General features: G+C 72.5%; 12 protein-coding genes. 1 reads left to right on the forward strand and 11 read right to left on the reverse strand.

What is annotated here, in order from left to right; genetic code table 11:
• Positions 1-301: 301 nt before the first annotated feature.
• From ACI79K_RS14695 to crcB, 11 genes are all read right to left on the reverse strand, one after another.
• Positions 302-754, reverse strand: coding sequence for a chemotaxis protein CheW (locus ACI79K_RS14695; protein WP_456590158.1), 453 nt, complete (start codon positions 752-754; stop codon positions 302-304).
• A gap of 1 nt (position 755) precedes the next feature.
• On the reverse strand, positions 756-3,233 hold the full coding sequence (locus tag ACI79K_RS14700) for a chemotaxis protein CheW (protein ID WP_456600047.1): 2,478 nt from the start codon (positions 3,231-3,233) through the stop codon (positions 756-758).
• Positions 3,234-3,470: 237 nt separating this feature from the next.
• On the reverse strand, positions 3,471-5,027 hold the full coding sequence (locus tag ACI79K_RS14705; RefSeq protein ID WP_456590156.1) for a methyl-accepting chemotaxis protein: 1,557 nt from the start codon (positions 5,025-5,027) through the stop codon (positions 3,471-3,473).
• 430 nt (positions 5,028-5,457) lie between these two features.
• On the reverse strand, positions 5,458-7,071 hold the full coding sequence (locus ACI79K_RS14710) for a methyl-accepting chemotaxis protein (protein WP_456600048.1): 1,614 nt from the start codon (positions 7,069-7,071) through the stop codon (positions 5,458-5,460).
• 300 nt (positions 7,072-7,371) lie between these two features.
• Positions 7,372-8,973, reverse strand: coding sequence for a methyl-accepting chemotaxis protein (locus ACI79K_RS14715; RefSeq protein ID WP_456600049.1), 1,602 nt, complete (start codon positions 8,971-8,973; stop codon positions 7,372-7,374).
• Positions 8,974-9,350: 377 nt separating this feature from the next.
• Complete coding sequence (locus ACI79K_RS14720) at positions 9,351-10,982, reverse strand: methyl-accepting chemotaxis protein (protein ID WP_456600050.1); 1,632 nt, start codon at positions 10,980-10,982, stop codon at positions 9,351-9,353.
• 258 nt (positions 10,983-11,240) lie between these two features.
• Complete coding sequence (locus tag ACI79K_RS14725; RefSeq protein WP_456600051.1) at positions 11,241-12,848, reverse strand: methyl-accepting chemotaxis protein; 1,608 nt, start codon at positions 12,846-12,848, stop codon at positions 11,241-11,243.
• Positions 12,849-13,145: 297 nt separating this feature from the next.
• Complete coding sequence (gene otsB / locus ACI79K_RS14730) at positions 13,146-13,883, reverse strand: trehalose-phosphatase (protein ID WP_456590151.1); 738 nt, start codon at positions 13,881-13,883, stop codon at positions 13,146-13,148.
• Entirely contained in the window at positions 13,880-15,295 is a 1,416-nt protein-coding gene (locus ACI79K_RS14735; RefSeq protein WP_456590150.1) for an alpha,alpha-trehalose-phosphate synthase (UDP-forming), read from the reverse strand. The genes otsB and ACI79K_RS14735 overlap by 4 nt, the downstream gene beginning before the upstream one ends.
• Positions 15,296-15,344: 49 nt before the next feature.
• Positions 15,345-15,704, reverse strand: coding sequence for a fluoride efflux transporter FluC (locus tag ACI79K_RS14740; protein WP_456590149.1), 360 nt, complete (start codon positions 15,702-15,704; stop codon positions 15,345-15,347).
• Positions 15,701-16,084, reverse strand: coding sequence for a fluoride efflux transporter CrcB (gene crcB / locus ACI79K_RS14745; protein ID WP_456590148.1), 384 nt, complete (start codon positions 16,082-16,084; stop codon positions 15,701-15,703). Before crcB ends, ACI79K_RS14740 begins: the two co-directional genes overlap by 4 nt.
• An 88-nt stretch (positions 16,085-16,172) precedes the next feature.
• Here crcB and ACI79K_RS14750 point away from each other — a divergent pair, with 88 nt between their 5' ends.
• The gene (locus ACI79K_RS14750) at positions 16,173-17,270 is read left to right on the forward strand and encodes a CaiB/BaiF CoA transferase family protein (RefSeq protein WP_456590147.1); all 1,098 of its coding nucleotides are present in this window, start codon (positions 16,173-16,175) and stop codon (positions 17,268-17,270) included.
• Positions 17,271-17,329 lie beyond the last annotated feature (59 nt).

Genomic DNA, 17,329 nt, shown 5'->3' on the forward strand with positions numbered 1-17,329 from the left:
CCTCCACGGCTCCGACAACGGGACGGACCCATGCTGGCTGCCCGGGCGGGGCAGCACCATGCGCCCGTCACCCCATCGCAGGAGCGCCTGTACACCTACAGCGCGTGTCGCACCGTGTGCGGTCAGCGATTGATCACTGAGCGTCATCGATCGCTACCCGAGGTGCTGGCGTGGCCGTCCCCGTCGTCTCGTCCCGGCCGCCCGCCGCCGAACGCACGAGCGGCGGGGAGGTGGTCCTCCCCGCCGCCCGGTGCTGCGGTGTCGCTCCTGGTCGTGGCGTCCTCCGGAGGAGGACGAACCGCTACGCGCTGACGGCCTTCTGGACGTCCAGCGCCAGCAGCAGCTTCCCGTCGAGCTTGTAGGCGCCGCGGATGAGGTCACGGGCCTGACCCTCCAGGGTGTCCGGCGGCGCCTCGAAGTCGCTGGCGTCGACGTCGACCACGTCGGCGATGGAGTCGACCAGCATGCTGACCGCCTCGCCGTGCAGCCGGACGACGATGACGACGGGGTCGGTGCCCTCCGGACGCGGCGGCCGGCCGAGCCGCTCACGCAGCTCGATCGCGGTGACCACCTGGCCACGCAGGTTGATCAGGCCGGCGACCGCCGTCGGCGCGAGCGGCACGCGGGTGAGCTGCTGGCTGCGCAGCACCTCCTGTACGTGCTCGACCTCGATGCCGTACAGGTCGCCGTCCAGCCGGAAGGTGGCCAGCTGACCGCTGGTCGCCGGCGCGAGGGTGTGGGTCGAAGCGGTCACGTCAGACCTCCAGCAGAGCGGTGGGGACGCCGTCGGGCGTCGTCGTGGGAGGAGCGGAGTAGAACGCCGGGTCGGCGGCGAGGATCGCGGCCCGGACGTCGAGCAGCTCGGTCACCTTGTCGCCGAGGACGGCCGAGCCGAGCAGACCCATGTCGTCGATGTCGCTGCGCACAGCGGCCTCGCCGTCGACGATGTCGAGGATCTCCTCCACGACGATGGCGACGCTGCGGCCGTGGTCGGCGTAGACGATGACCTCGAGCACCTCCCGGTCGCTCTCCCCGTAGGCGCCCAGGTGCCGGTCCAGCCGGACCATCGGCAGGATGGCGCCGCGGTACTGGACGACCTCCCGGTTGCCGACCTTCTCCACCGCCTCGGTGCGGACCTGCTCGAGGCGGGTGACCGTGTCGAGCGGGATGGCCACCCGGCGACCTCCCCCGATGGCCGCCAGCAGCATCCGCTGCCGGTCGGTCTCGGCGGAGGCGACCTGGAGCGAACCGGCCCGCGCCTCCTGCCGGTCGGTGGTCTCGGTGCGCAGGGCACGGCGGGCGAGCGCCTGCACGTCGAGGATCAGCGCCACGGTGCCGTCACCGAGGACGGTCGCCCCGGAGTACAGGCCGATCGCCTTCAGCTGGCCGCCGACCGCCTTGACGACGATCTCCTCGGTGTTGATGACCCGGTCCACGACCAGGCCGAAGCGCCGGCCCTCGGAGCGCAGGACCGCGATGACGACGTGCCCGTCGTGCCGCTCGGAGGTCAGACCCAGGACATCGGTGAGCCGGACCAGCGGGAGCAGCTCGCCGCGGAGGCGGTACACCTGCGCCCCACCGACCTCCTCGACGGCGTTGACGGCCTTCTCGGCATCCAGCGACACGAGCTCCTGCAGGCTGATCTGCGGGATCGCGTAGCGGTCGGTCGCGCACTCCACGGTCAGCGCCGGCACGATCGCCAGCGTCAGCGGGATGCGCAGCCGGCAGACGGTGCCCACCCCCGCGTCGGACTCGACCTCGATCGTGCCGCCGATGGACTCGATGTTGGTCTTGACGACATCCATGCCGACGCCGCGGCCGGAGACGTTCGTGACCGCCGCGGCGGTGGAGAAGCCGGGCAGGAAGATCAGCTGCAGGATGTCCGCCGGGCTCATCCGGGACAGTGCGTCGGCGGTGAGCAGGCCGCGCTGGACGGCCTTGGCGCCGAGCTTGACCGGGTCGATGCCGGCACCGTCGTCGGCCACCTCGACCACGACCTGGCCGCTCTCGTGCCGGGCGCGGAGGGTGAGGACGCCCTCGGCGGGCTTGCCGGCCTTCTTGCGGTCCTCGGGTGCCTCGATGCCGTGGTCGACGGAGTTCCGGACCAGGTGGGTCAGCGGGTCCTTGACGGCCTCGAGGAGGGTCTTGTCGAGCTCGGTGTCCCGTCCCTCCATCTCCAGGCGGATCGACTTCTTCAGCTGGAGGCCGAGGTCGCGGACGACGCGCGGCAGCTTGGACCAGATGTGGTCGATGGGCTGCATGCGCGTCTTCATGACGCCCTCCTGCAGCTCGCTGGCGATCAGGTTCAGCCGCTGGGAGGCGCGGATCAGGTCGGTGTCGGTCTGCCGCGCGACGTTCTGCACGATCTGGTTGCGGGTGAGGACCAGCTCGCCGACGAGCAGCATGAGCTCGTCGAGCAGGTCGACGTCCACGCGGATCGTGCTGTCGGCGACGGCACGGCGGACCTGACCGCCGGCGGCGGCCTCGGCGGGGACGGCCTCCCCCTCGGGGTGGTCGACGGCGACGGACTCGGACACCGGGTGCTCCTCGGTGACGGGGGCCGGGGTGAACGGCTCCTCGGGCAGGTCGGCCCGCAGGTCATCCTGCGGGCCCTCGGGCAGCTCCTCGACGACGGGAGCGAGGACGGGCTCGGCCCGTGGGGCGCGCTTGGCCGGCGCCTTGGCGGCGGCGGGCTTGGCGGGGGCCTTCGCAGGGGCCTTCGCGGCCGCCTTGGCCGGCGCCCTGGTGGGCGTCTTCTTCGCGGGCGCCTTCTTCGCCGGGGCCGCCGCAGCGGGCCCCGCGGCCACGGGGGCCTCGGCAGCGGGGGCCTCGACCGTGGCGGCCGGGCCGTCCTCCATGGCGGCGCTGATGGCGGCGACGACGGCGGAGACGTCGACCGAGCCCTCACCGCCGGAAGCCTCGATCGAGGTCAGCAGCGACCGGACCGTGTCCACCATCTGCAGCAGCACGCTGGTGCGCTGGGGCGTCAGGGCGAGCTCACCGTCGCGCAGGCGGGACAGCATGTTCTCGCCGACGTGCGTGACCTCCTCCAGGCGGTTGAAGGCCAGGAAGCCACTGGTGCCCTTGATGGTGTGGATGGTCCGGAAGATGCTGGACAGCCGCTCACGGGAGTTCGGTTCCTGCTCGAGCGCGACCAGGTCGGTGTCGAGCTGGTCGAGGTTCTCGTGGCTCTCGACGAGGAACTCCTCGACGATGTCGTCCAGACCGTCCACTGCTGCCTTCTCTCTCATCGCGGCGGAGCACAGGCGGCCCCGTTGGGTCATCGGCGGATCGGCCGCGGATTCAAGGTGAACCCGCACCGCACCGGTCAGCCGTGTTATCGGCAGTTCATGGCCCGCAACCGACCCCCCAGCCGGGGGGGCGCCGGGCCGGCACGTGGGCCGGCCCGGCGCAGGCCCCGTCCGGAGGCCCACCCCGAAGCCTGCGAGGAGTGAGTGGACGGGGGCTCCTCAGTAGGTGAAGCGGCCGACGGTGGTGCGCAGGTCGGCGGCCATCCGGGACAGCTCGTCGACGGCGATGCGGGTCTGGCCCAGCGCCTGGGTGGTGGAGTCCGCGGCGGACGAGACGCCGGTGATGTTCTCGGCGATCTGCGTGGATCCGCTGGCCGCCTCCTGCACCGAGCGGGACATCTCGTTGGTGGTGGCCGTCTGCTCCTCCACCGCCGAGGCGATGGTGGTCTGCCGGTCGGAGATCTGCGCGACGATCGTGGAGATCTCCCCGATCGCGGTCACCGCGGCCGTCGTGTCGCCCTGAATGGCCTGCACGCGCCGGGCGATGTCCTCGGTCGCCTTCGCCGTCTCCTGCGCCAGCTCCTTCACCTCGTTCGCCACCACGGCGAAGCCCTTGCCGGCCTCACCCGCGCGGGCGGCCTCGATGGTGGCGTTCAGGGCGAGCAGGTTCGTCTGCTCCGCGATGCTCGTGATCACCTTGACGACGTTGCCGATCTCCGCCGAGGACTCCCCCAGCTTGGCGACCGTGGCCGTGGTGGTCTCGGCGGCCTGCACCGCGCGGGTGGCGACGTCGCTGGCCTCCGCCGCGTTGCTGGCGATCTCCCGGATCGAAGCGCCCATCTGCTCCGCGCCGGCGGCGACGGTCTGCACGTTGCGGCTGACCTCCTCGGCGGCGGTGGAAACCACGCCCGACTGTGCGGAGGTCTCCTCGGCACCGGCCGAGATCTGCGCCGACGAAGCGCTCAGCTCCTCGGAGGAAGCCGCGACCGCGTCCGCCGACCCGACGACCGAGGCCATCACCGCCCGGAGGTCGGTCACCGCGGAGTCCAGCGCCTGGCCCATCCGGCCCAGCTCGTCCTTGGTGGTCAGGCCACTGGAGCGCGTCAGGTCACCAGCGGCCAGGCCGGTCGCGACGTCCTGCACCTTGCGGGTGGAGCGGGCGATGCCCGTGGCGACGTAGAGGCCCCCCGCCAGCGCCAGGGCGATCCCGACGACCATGATGATGATCGACACGACGCGCTGACTCTCGTACTCGCTGCGGATCGCGGCGGCCGCCTGGCTCGCCTCCTCGGCCTCCATGTCCCGTAGCGCCTGGATGCCGCCGCCCATCTTCTCGGCGAGCGGCGCCCCCTGCTCCGCGTTCGCGCTCATCCAGCTGGCGAAGTCCTGCTTCTGCGCGTAGGGGACGAGGACGTCCTTCTGGAAGGCGACGTAGCTGCTGATGTCGGCGTCGACCCCATCGAGGATGTCGAGCTTCTCCGGTGCGCTGGTCCCGGCGCGGTACTCCGCGACGACGGCCTGGAGCTCGGCGCTCAGGTTGTCGATGTCGGCGATCTTGGCCGCCGTATCCGTGCCGAGGACCGTGTCGCGCAGGTTGACGCGCATGTCACCGAGCAACCCGTCCATGTCGGCGGCGGCCGCGACGCCCAGGAGGTTGTCCTCGTACAGCTGATCCGCCGCCGTGGCGGACGCGCTGAGTGCCTGGAGTCCGAGCACCCCGATGGCGCCGGCGACGACGCCCGCGGCCGAGACGGTCGTGAGGACCTTGGTCTTCACCGATCGGTCACCCCACCAGGAGAGCGGTGAGCGGGAGGGCCCGGTGGCATGAGTGGAACGAGCGGCGGCGGACATGACGGTTCTCCAGGAATAGGGCAGCGGGGTGGGCCGAGGACTTCGTCGGGAAGCGAACGAAACACCTCGGTGGAGGCGCGGCCGACACGTAGGGCCGAGGCGACGAGCAAAATGTTAGGACACTTCCAAGATTGACGTTGCACCAATCATCGACGTGTCGCACGGCATCGCCGAGAATGGCCGGCAATCGCATTTCCCGTGTCGACTTGACGAGAATTTGCCGAGCCGCCCCGGCGCGGACGGCGGCACCGCCGAGCCCTCGCCCACCCGGGCACCCGTCCAGGAACGACGCGGGCCGGGTGGCGACCGGGGAAGGGGTCACCACCCGGCCCGGCCGGGGGAAGCTCGCGTCAGGTCAGTAGGTGAACCTCCCGACGGTGGTGCGCAGGTCGGCGGCCATCCGTGACAGCTCGTCCACGGCGGTGCGGGTCTGGGTCAGCGCCTGCGTCGTGGAGTCCGCGGCCGTCGAGACCCCGGAGATGTTCTCCGCGATCTGCGTCGTGCCACCGGCGGCCTCCTGCACCGACCGCGACATCTCGCTGGTCGTCGCCGTCTGCTCCTCCACCGCCGAGGCGATCGTCGTCTGGTAGTCGTTGATCTGGGCGATCACCTCGCTGATCCGCCCGATCGCCGCGACCGCGCCCCCGGTGTCGCCCTGGATCGCCTCCACGCGGCGGGCGATGTCCTCGGTCGCCTTCGCCGTCTCCTGCGCCAGCTCCTTCACCTCGTTGGCCACCACCGCGAAGCCCTTGCCGGCCTCACCGGCCCGCGCGGCCTCGATCGTGGCGTTCAGCGCCAGCAGGTTCGTCTGCTCCGCGATGCTCGTGATCACCTTCACCACGTCGCCGATCTCCTTGCTGGACTCCCCCAGCCTGGTGATCGTCGTCGTCGTCGTCTCGGCCTCGCTCACCGCCGCCGCGGCCACCCGTGCCGCCTCGTTCGCGTTCTGCGCGATCTCCCGGATCGAGGCACCCATCTGCTCCGCGCCCGCGGCCACCGTCTGCACGCTGCGGGACACCTCCTCCGCGGCACCGGACACCACACCCGACTGCGCCGCGGTCTCCTCCGCACCCGCCGAGATCTGCGCCGACGACGCGCTCAGCTCCTCCGACGACGCCGCCACCGCATCCGCCGAGGCACCGACGCCCGCCAGCACCTCCCGCAGGTTGTCCTGGGCAGCGGAGAGCGCCTGCGCCATACGACCGAGCTCGTCACCCGAGGTGACCTCGGGGCGGACGGTCAGGTCGCCCTCGGCGAGGGCCTCGAGCGAGGCCTGGACGGAGCGGACGGTCCGGACGATCTGGCGGACCACCCACGCGGCCAGGGCGGACGCGACGGCGATGCCGACGGCCAGCGCGGTCCACAGGAAGACGGTCGCCGAGGCCGCGAGGTCGTCACCGGCCGCGGCGTCGCGCTGCGCGTCGGCAGCCTGGCGCTCCTGCTCGGCGCCGAAGGCGTCGGACAGCGCCCGGCCCGCCTGCGCCAGCTCACCCGACACCAGCCGCTGGACGGTCGCGACGTCGCCGGCCCGCGCAGCCGGGTGCAGCTGCTCGTCGACGACGGCGTAGTACGCATCGATGCTTTCGGCCACCGCGGCGAAGTCCGCGGGGTCGTTGAGGGTCTCGACGTAGGCCTCCTGCTCCCGCTCGAGCTGCTCGCGGCGCTCGAGCAGCGTGGCGTCGAGCTCCGCCCGGGCGGCCGGGGCGACGAAGCCGTAGATGTTGTTGCGCGCACGGTCCCCCTGGAACGTGCGCTGCACCTCGGCCAGCTTGTTCAGCGGGACGATCGAGTCGCCGTACAGATGGTCCCCGGACTCCGCCAGGCTGCCCAGCCGCTGCACGGCGAGCCCGGTCAGGGCGATGGCGACCACGGCGAGGACGCCTAGGGCGGCGCCGATCTTCACCGCCAGCGGCCGGCTGGTGAACCAGCCGGAGGGGCTCCGGCGGTGGGATGCAGGAAGAGCGGACATGGTGCTCCGAACGGAAAGGAGATGGATTGCTGAATGCGCGCCACCGCGGTCGGTCCGCGCTGTGACGAGGACAAGAATGTAAACGGTCCAGAAACACCGGTTGAGCGTTTGATGGCGCGTGTCTCGGCACCGGACGAGAACGTCCGCCCATCGCATTTCTCGTGTCGACATGGCACTTTCGCCCACCCGGCTGCGCAGGTCCACCGACCGGTGGCATGGGTGCGCGCAGAACGCCGAGAGCGCACGGCCGGCCGGCCGTGCGCTCTCGGATCAGGGTGCGGCCGGTGCGGCCGCCGGGGATCAGTAGCTGAACTTCCCGACGGTGCTACGCAGGTCGGCGGCCATCCGGGACAGCTCGTCGACAGCGGTGCGGGTCTGGGTCAGCGACTGCGTGGTGGAGTCCGCCGCACCCGAGACGTTGGAGATGTTCGCCGCGATCTGCCCGGTGCCGTCAGCGGCCTCCTGCACCGATCGGGACATCTCGTTCGTCGTGGCGGTCTGCTCCTCCACCGCACTGGCGATGGTGGTCTGCCGGTCGGAGATCTGCGCGACGATCGAGGAGATCTCCCCGATCGCGGCCACCGCCGCCGTGGTGTCGCCCTGGATCGCCTGCACCCGGCGGGCGATGTCCTCGGTCGCCTTCGCCGTCTCCTGCGCCAGCTCCTTCACCTCGTTCGCCACCACCGCGAAGCCCTTGCCGGCCTCACCCGCCCGCGCCGCCTCGATCGTGGCGTTCAACGCCAGCAGGTTCGTCTGCTCCGCGATGCTCGTGATCACCTTCACCACGTTGCCGATCTCCGCCGAGGACTCCCCCAGCTTCGCCACCGTCGCCGTCGTCGTCTCCGCCGCCGTCACCGCACGAGCCGCCACCTCGCTGGCCTCCGCCGCGTTGCTGGCGATCTCCCGGATCGAGGCACCCATCTGCTCCGCGCCGGCCGCGACCGTCTGCACGTTCCGCGACACCTCGTCGGCCGCCGAGGCCACCACACCCGACTGGGCGGAGGTCTCCTGCGCCGACGTCGAGATCTCCGCCGACGACGCGCTCAGCTCCTCCGAGCTGGCCGCGACCGCGTCCGCCGAGGCGACGACGGAGGCCATCACGGCGCGCAGGGACTCCTGGGCCTCGTCGAGAGCGGTGGCCATCCGCCCGATCTCGTCGGACTGCTGGACACCGGTCTGCCGGGTGAGGTCCCCCTCGGCCAGGCCCTGGATCACGTGCTGCACCTTCTCCAGGTTCCGGCGGATGCCGCGCGCGACGAAGAAGCCCACCGCGAGGGCGATGGCCGAGCCGATGGCCAGCAGGGCGATGACGAGCGTCCGCGCCCGCTCGCTGGTGTCGGCGACCGCGGCGGCGGAGGAGCTCGCCTCGGAGATCTCGGAGGCCAGGAGCTGGTCGATCTCCCCGGTCAGCTGGTCCATGAGCTTCGAGGACTGCGCGTACAGCGTGCCGGCCGCGGCGGCGTCGCCGGCGCTGTAGGCCTGCCGCGTCTGGGCGTAGACCTCGCCCCAGGTGCCGTAGGTGTCCAGGGACTGCTCGGCCAGGGCCCGCTGCTCGGCGGCGGGCGCCGTGCCGAGGTAGGCGGAACCGGCCGCGCCGAACGCCTCGGCGGCCGCCGTGGCGCCCGCGGCCCACGTCGTGGCGTTCTCCTGGCTGACGTTCGGCAGCAGCAGGGCCGTCTGGTTGAGCTGGAGGGTCAGCAGCTGCGAGCGCATCTCCTCGACCTGCACGAGCGCCTGGGTGCTCTCCCGGTAGGTGGCGTCGGCCTTGTCGGCGGCATCGCCGAGGGAGCTCCAACCCACGGTGCCGACGGCGATGCCGGCGACGACCGCGACCGAGACGGAGCTGAGGATCTTGGCGGATACCGACATCCGGCCGAGCGCGCGGCGCGCGACATGTGCCATGGGAGAAGTCCGTTCTGGAGAGGGATCCGAGTGCAACCCGATCCGGAGACGGACGACGGACGACGGACGAATCCGCCACCGCTTTCGGTTGCTGCGGAGAAGCTAAGGCCACGAACTGTCAGGTGTCGAGCCTTTTTGTGCGTGTTGGGAAATGGCGGACACAACGATTTGGAAACGGAGTCAACGAGTCGACTCGGTCGCGATGGCGACATTCCACCATTGTCGACAGCGGGCGCTCACCTGTGCGACGTCCCGCAAGGGGCGCCATTTTCCGGACACGCGCCGAGGGGCGCCCGACCGTTGGTCGAGCGCCCCTCGGCGGCCTCCGTCCCGCCTCACCCCGGGCGTGCGATAGATGAGGCGGGACGGGGGTCCTGCTAGTAGCTGAACGTCCCGACGGTGCTGCGCAGGTCGGCGGCCATCCGGGACAGCTCGTCCACAGCGGTGCGGGTCTGGGTCAGCGCCTGGGTCGTGGCGTCCGCGGCCGTGGAGACACTTGTGATGTTCTCCGCGATCTGCCCGGTGCCGCCGGCGGCCTCCTGCACCGACCGCGACATCTCGCTGGTCGTCGCCGTCTGCTCCTCCACCGCACTGGCGATGGTGGTCTGCCGGTCGGAGATCTGCGCGACGATCGAGGAGATCTCCCCGATCGCGGCGACCGCGGCCGTGGTGTCGCCCTGGATCGCCTGCACCCGGCGGGCGATGTCCTCGGTCGCCTTCGCCGTCTCCTGCGCCAGCTCCTTCACCTCGTTCGCGACCACCGCGAAGCCCTTGCCGGCCTCCCCGGCCCGCGCGGCCTCGATGGTCGCGTTCAGGGCGAGCAGGTTCGTCTGCTCCGCGATGCTCGTGATGACCTTGACGACGTTGCCGATCTCGGCCGAGGACTCCCCCAGCTTCGCCACCGTCGCCGTCGTCGTCTCCGCCGCCGTCACCGCACGAGCCGCCACCTCGCTGGCCTCCGCCGCGTTGGACGCGATCTCCCGGATCGAGGCACCCATCTGCTCCGCACCGGCCGCGACCGTCTCCACGCTGCGCGACACCTCCTCCGCCGCACCGGACACCACACCCGACTGGGCGCTGGTCTCCTCGGCCGAGGCCGCGATCTGCGCCGAGGAGGCGCTCAGCTCCTCCGAGCTGGCCGCGACCGCGTCCGCCGAGGAGACGATGTCGGCGATGGTGGTCGCCATCGCGTCGGCGGCGGTGTTGAGCGCCGTGGCCATCTGACCGATCTCGTCACGGCCGCGCACCGCCAGCCGGGTGGTCAGGTCGCGTGCGGCCAGCCGCTCGAGCCCGGCCTTGACCTCCTGGACCCCGCCGGTGATGCTGCGGGAGACGAGCAGCGCCAGGGCGCCACCGAGCACGAACGCCAGGCCGGAGACGACCAGGGAGACCGTCAGCGTCTCGCTGCGTGCGTCGGCGACCGCGGCCTCGGACTCCGCGACCCGGGCGTCGACCGACGCGACCAGCTCCACCATCGCCTGGTCGAGGACGTAGAAGACGTCCCACTTCTCGCCCTGCGAGAGGGCGTCGCCCTCGTCGAGGCGCCCCTGCTGCCACAGCAGGAAGATCTGCTCGTTGTAGTCGCTCATCAGCGCCCAGTTCCGCTCGATCACCTCGAGGCTGGCCTCGGCGTCGGCGTCCAGCTGGTCGCGGTCCAGGTCGAAGAGGGCCTCGAAGCCGGTCGCGCCGTCGCGGTAGGCGGCGACGTTGTCGCCATCGGCAGCCGCGGCCACGGCGCCGCCCTCGACCCGCGCCTTCCAGGCGGTGATGTTCTGCCAGTTGGCGGCCCAGAGCAGGTCGTAGCGCGCCCCCTCCACGACGCGCTGCGCAGCGACCGCGTCGCGCGCCTCGGCGTGCAGATCGGCGACGCGCTGGGTGCCGGTGATGCCGGTGACCGTGGCGGCCAGCATGCCCAGCAGGAGGGCGGCGCAGACCGCGAAGATCCGTGTCCCGATACCGCGGTCGCGGTACCAGTGCCGACGTGTTGCGTCGGGCCGTGGTGCGGACATGGCGAGGCTTCCTCGTTCTCGAGCGGGCGGGCCGACTGCCCTGCCCCGGGGGTTCGGAGTGCGTTCGGTGCGAGCAGATCGTCACCCGACCGATCGGTTTCTCAACGTTGAAGAAGTCCGTGTCGCGCGTGCCGCGGAAAATGCCCGGGTGACCATTCTCAGGCCGGCAGATTTGTCGACCCGAGCACGAGGAGAGGCGGGGGGCGCCCGACCGGAATGGTCGGAAGCCCCCCGCCTCGGGGAGTCGCCGGCGGTGCGTCAGTAGACGAAGCGCCCCACGGTGGTCCGCAGGTCCGCCGCCATCCGGGACAGCTCGTCCACGGCGACCCGCGTCTGGGTCAGCGCCTGGGTGGTCGAGTCGGCCGCGGAGGAGACCCCGGTGATGTTGGCCGCGATCTCGCCGGTGCCGCCGGCGGCCTCCTGCACCGATCGTGACATCTCGTTCGTCGTCGCCGTCTGCTCCTCCACCGCGGACGCGATGGTGGTCTGCCGGTCGGAGATCTGCGCGACGATCGTGCTGATCTCCTCGATCGCGGTCACCGCAGCCGTCGTGTCGCCCTGGATCGCCTGCACCCGGCGGGCGATGTCCTCGGTCGCCTTCGCCGTCTCCTGGGCCAGCTCCTTCACCTCGTTCGCGACCACCGCGAAGCCCTTGCCGGCCTCACCGGCCCGCGCGGCCTCGATGGTGGCGTTGAGCGCCAGCAGGTTGGTCTGCTCGGCGATCGAGGTGATCACCTTGACGACGTTGCCGATCTCCGCCGAGGACTCCCCCAGCTTCGCCACCGTCGCCGTCGTCGTCTCCGCCGCCGTCACCGCACGCGCCGCCACCTCGCTGGCCTCCGCCGCGTTGCTGGCGATCTCCCGGATCGAGGCGCCCATCTGCTCCGCACCCGCGGCGACCGTCTCCACGCTGCGGGAGACCTCCTCGGCCGCCGAGGCCACCACCCCGGACTGCGTCGAGGTCTCCTCCGCACCCGCCGCGATCTGCGCCGAGGAGGCCGACAGCTCCTCCGACGACGCCGCGACGGCGTTCGCCGAGTCGGCGACCGAGGTGAGCACACCCCGCAGGCTGGCCCGGGCGGTGTCGAGCGCGGCCGCCATCTGGCCGACCTCGTCCCGGGAGGAGACCCCGGTGTCCACGGTCATGTCGCCCGTCGCGAGGGCGTCCAGGGACTGCTTGACCCGCTGGACCGGCCGGGTGACCGAGCGCAGCGTCAGCACGCTGATCCCGATGATCACCAGGACGCCGACGGCGGCCGCGATCTCCGCCACGACCGCCGCCCGCGCCAGCGCCTCGTCGAGCCGGACCTGCGCGGCGTCGCTCTCGGTCCCCAGGACGTCCTTGGCCTCGCTGACGGCGCCGTCGGTCAGGTCGTTCGCCTGCTGGATCTCCTCCCAGCGCGGCCGCATCGCGGCGGGGTCGGCGACGGCCAGGTCCACCCACGCGGAGATGGCATCGGTGTAGGCCTCGAAGCTCTCGGACAGGCCGGCCACCGAGTCGGCCGCCCGGCCGCTGAGGCGGATCGTGGCGAGCTCGGCCAGCATGCCCTCGGGCGTGGCGATGTCCTCGGCGAGCTCCGCGCGCTGGGCCTGGGGGTCCTCCCGGACGAGCGTCTTGAAGCCGTCCACCTTCAGCTCGCTGGCCCGGGTGTCGAGCTGGAGCACCAGCTCCTCGGCCTCGTTGAGGCGCTGCAGCTCGGCGTTCGCGTCGTGCACCGTCGCATTGCCGACCAGGACCGCGGACAGCAGCCCCGCGAAGGCGGTCACGACGACACCGATCAGGATGCCGAACTTCACCGCCAGGGGGCGGTCGGCGAACCACCCGGCACGCCGCCGGGTACCGGGGGAGGGGAGTGGTGCGTGCACGCTGGACCGTCCTGGGGGAGAGGTGCCCGCCGGTGTGGCGGCTCGCTCATTGTGGTGACTCCACCCAGGTCGCAGAGCACCGTTCCGCAGCGGATTGCACATCGTTATGCCATCGCCGGGTCAGCGACTCCGGCACGCGATTCATCGACAATCCCGAGACGCTCGTCGTCGCGTGCCAGGTCCATTCCCGCATTTCGAGGAAGGGTATTGCGGGCATGTCGACACCCCAGGGCCCGGTGACCGCCGGGCAGCGGTCCGGCCGCGCGCCGCGCGGTGCGACACGGAGACGGAGCGGGCTCAGCCCAGGCGGTCGGCGAGCGCCCCGAGGAGGCCCACCACGTCCTCGGGCCCGGTCACGCGGTGGCGGGCGGCTGTCTCGCCGTCGCCGACCTTGACCGTCAGGTCATCCGGCCGCAGCGCCCGGAACGCGTCCTCGTCGGTGACGTCGTCGCCCAGGTACAGCGCCGCCCGGGCACCCAGCTCGCCGACGAGCCGCTGCAGCGCGGCGCCCTTGTGCGCGTCGGTGACGGCGACCTCGAGGACGTCCTTGCCCGGCTTGAGCGTCAGTGACGGATCCACCGCCCGGCGGGCCTGTTCCAGCAGCTCGGCCGCTCGGGTGCGATCGGCCACCTGCCGCACGTGGACGGCGACGCTGGCCGGCTTGATCTCCAGCCGGGCGCCGGGCGTGCTCTCGACCAGCGGCCGCAGCACCCCGGCGAGCTCGTCCCGCCGACCGGCGTCCGCGCCGGCGAGGGGGCCGTCGAACTCCGCCCCGTGGCTGCCGATCCAGCGGAAGGGACCGGACAGGCCGCTGGTCCGGCGCAGGTCCTCCACCCCGCGACCGCTGACCAGGGCCACCGTGACGCCGTCGGCCGCCGCCAGCCGCGCCAGCGCCTCGGCCACGCCGGGCTCCGGGACGGCCGCCGCCGGGTCGTCGCGCAGTCGGGCGAGGACGCCGTCGTAGTCGCTGGCCACCAGCAGCGGTCGGCGTGCGGCGAGCGCCGTCAGCGCCTCGTCGAGGCCGGGGGAGGTCACGCCTGGCCCCGCAGCGCCTCGAAGAACGAACTGGCCCAGTGGTCCAGGTCGTTGCGGAACAGGTGCCGGCGCATGGTCCGCATCCGCTTGGCCGCCTCGGCCGGCTCGATGCGCAGCGCCCGGACCAGCTGCGTCTTGACGCTGGCGATGTCGTGCGGGTTGACCAGGAAGGCCTGCCGCAGCTCCGCCGCCGCCCCGGCGAACTCCGACAGCACCAGCGCGCCACGGAGATCACCGCGCGCCGCGACGTACTCCTTGGCCACCAGGTTCATGCCGTCGCGGTAGGGGGTCACGAGCATGACGTCGGCGGCCCGGTAGAGCGCGGCGAGCTCCTCGCGCGGCATCGACTGGTTGAAGTAGTGGACGGCCGGGCCGGCGATGGACCCGAAGACGCCGTTGATGTGGCCGACCTGCTGCTCGATCGTCTCCCGCATGTGCACGTAGTGCTCGACGCGCTCCCGACTCGGCGTCGCGACCTGCACCAGCACCGTGTCCGGCGCCTCGATCGCACCGTCCTCGAGGAGCTCCTGGAACGCGTTGAGCCGGACGCTGATGCCCTTGGTGTAGTCCAGCCGGTCGACACCCAGGATGATCTTGTCCGGGTTGCCGAGCTCGGCGCGGATCTCCTTCGCCCGGGCGAGCACCTCCGGCGAGGAGGCGAGCTCGTCGAAGCCCCGGACGTCGATGGAGATCGGGAAGGCCTTGGCCACCACCGTGCGGCCGTCGTACTCGATCTGATCGCGCTTGCAGCTCAGGTCGTGCAGCCGCCGGGCAAGCTGCACGAAGTTCACGGCCGCCGACGGGCGCTGGAAACCGACCAGATCCGCGCCGAGCAGGCCCTCCACGATGGCCGACCGCCAGGGGAGCTGGGTGAACAGCTCGTAGGGCGGGAACGGGATGTGCAGGAAGAAGCCGATGGTCAGGTCCGGCCGGACCTGGCGCAGCATCGCCGGCACCAGCTGCAGCTGGTAGTCGTGCACCCAGACGATGGCGCCCTCGGCCGCCACCGCCGCGGTGCGCTCGGCGAACCGCTTGTTGACCTGCACGTAGGTGTCCCACCAGGCGCGGTGGTACTCGGGCTTCTCGACCACGTCGTGGTACAGCGGCCACAGCGAGGCGTTCGACATGCCCTCGTAGTAGCGGTCGACCTCCTCCTCGCTGAGCTCGACGGGGATCAGCGACATGCCACCGGACTCGAAGGGCTCGGGCGCCTCGCCGGCGGACCCGGACCAGCCGACCCACGCGCCACCGCGCCCGGCGACGAACGGCTCGAGCGCCGTGACCAGCCCGCCGGGGCTCCGCTGCCACCGGGTGCTGCCGTCGGGATCGGTGACCTGGTCGACCGGCAGCCGGTTGGCGACCACGACGACGGGGCTGTCGGCCCCGACCCTCTGCTCCGTGTTCTCCGCCATACCGCCCTGACCCTATCCAGCACCGGCCCGTCCCGCTGCGCGGGGCCGCTCAGATCACCCGGCCGAGCACGTACCCGCCCGCCGCGGCCGCCAGTCCCACCAGCACGGTCGCGGCGACGTAGCCCACGGCGCGGAGGGGGGCGCGGGCCTCCGCGAGCCGGACCACCTCGGTGCCGAACGTCGAGAACGTGGTGAGGGTGCCGCACAGGCCGACGCCCACCAGCGCGACGACCCACGCCGGGGCGGTGGCGGTCCCGAGGAGCACGCCGAGCAGTGCGCTGCCCGCCACGTTCACGGTGAAGGTGCCCAGCACGCTGCCGGTTCCGCGGCGGGCCACGGCGACCCGCTCGGCCAGCAGGCGCAGCGGCGCGCCGACCAGGGCGCCCGCGACCACCAGCCACGGCGTCACCGGGGCCCTCCGGCGAGGGTGCGGCCGGCCAGCGTCCCAGCGGCCGCGGCGATGACGCCGCCGAGCACCGAGAGGGCGACGTAGGACAGCGCGGTGCCGACCGCGCCGGACTCCACCAGCCGCACCACCTCCACCGCGAAGGTCGAGTACGTGGTGAAGCCGCCGAGCACGCCCACGCCCAGGAACGGGCGGGCCCAGGGGGAGCCCGGGGCCCGCGCCACCAGGACGGCCGCCAGCGCGCCGAGGAGCAGACAGCCGGTCACGTTCACGCCGAGGGTGGCCCAGGGCAGGCCGGCGGGGGACGGCGGGAGCGCCTCCGCCACCGCCCAGCGGGCGAGGGCACCCAGCGCGCCGCCCAGGGCAGCGAGCAGGTAGGCCATGTGACCAGGCTCTCCTCCCGGGTGCGGCGTCGGGCAGCATGCCTCCGGGAGGGTCGCACGAGCGCGGCCCGGAGCAGGGGAGGACGCCGTGGGACCGCTGGAAGGTGTGCGGGTCGTCGAGTTCGCCGGGCTCGGGCCCGGTCCGTTCTGCGGGATGCTGCTGGCCGACCTCGGTGCCGACGTCGTCCGCATCGACCGCAAGGGCGACCGCGGGGGACTGCTGGGCTCGCTGGGCGCGACCTCGCTGCTCGACCGCGGCAAGCGCTCGATCGCCCTCGACCTCAAGGACCCGGACGACGTCGGCGTGGTGCGCGCCCTCGTGCGGCGGGCCGACGTCCTGCTGGAGGGGTTCCGCCCGGGCGTGATGGAGCGTCTGGGGCTGGGACCGGACGAGCTGCTGGGGGAGCACCCCGCGCTCGTCTACGGCCGGATGACCGGCTGGGGGCAGACCGGGCCGCTCGCGCACAGCGCCGGCCACGACATCGGCTACATCGCGCTGACCGGCGCGCTGGGCGCCAGCGGGCGCCCGGACGAGCGCCCGGCCCCACCGCTGAACCTGCTCGGCGACTTCGGGGGCGGGGGAGTGTTCCTGGCGCTCGGTGCGCTCGCCGCGCTGCTGCACGCCCGGGCCACGGGGGAGGGGCAGGTGGTCGACGCGGCGATCGTCGACGGCACCGCCGTCCTGACCACGATGATCCACGGGATGCTGGACGCCGGGGTGTGGACCGACCGCCGCGGCCGCAACCTCCTGGACACCGGGGCGCCTTTCTACGACGTCTACCGCTGCGCCGACGGCCAGTTCCTCGCCGTCGGCGCGCTGGAGGAGCAGTTCTACGCCGCGCTGCTCGAGGGCCTCGGGCTCGCCGGGGACGAGACGCTGCCGCGCCGCGAGGATCCCCGGCAGTGGCCGGCGCTGCGGGAGCGGTTCGCCGGGGTCTTCGCCTCCCGCACCCGCGCCGAGTGGTGGTCGGTGTTCGAGGGCACGGATGCCTGCGTCGCGCCGGTCTGGTCGCTGCTGGAGGCGACCGAGGACCGGCACAACCGCGAGCGGGGGGTGTTCGTCGAGGTCGACGGGGTGCGGCAGCCCGAGGTGGCCCCCCGGTTCTCCCGCACGCCGGGCGCCGTCGGCAGCGTTCCGCGGCCCGGCCAGCACGGCGACGAGATCCGCGCCGAACTCGGGCTCTGAGCGACGTCCTGGCTCACCTGCCGGGGTCCTGGCTCACCGTCGACAGTGAGCCAGGACCC

The organism is Blastococcus sp. SYSU DS0616, from assembly GCF_054051015.1.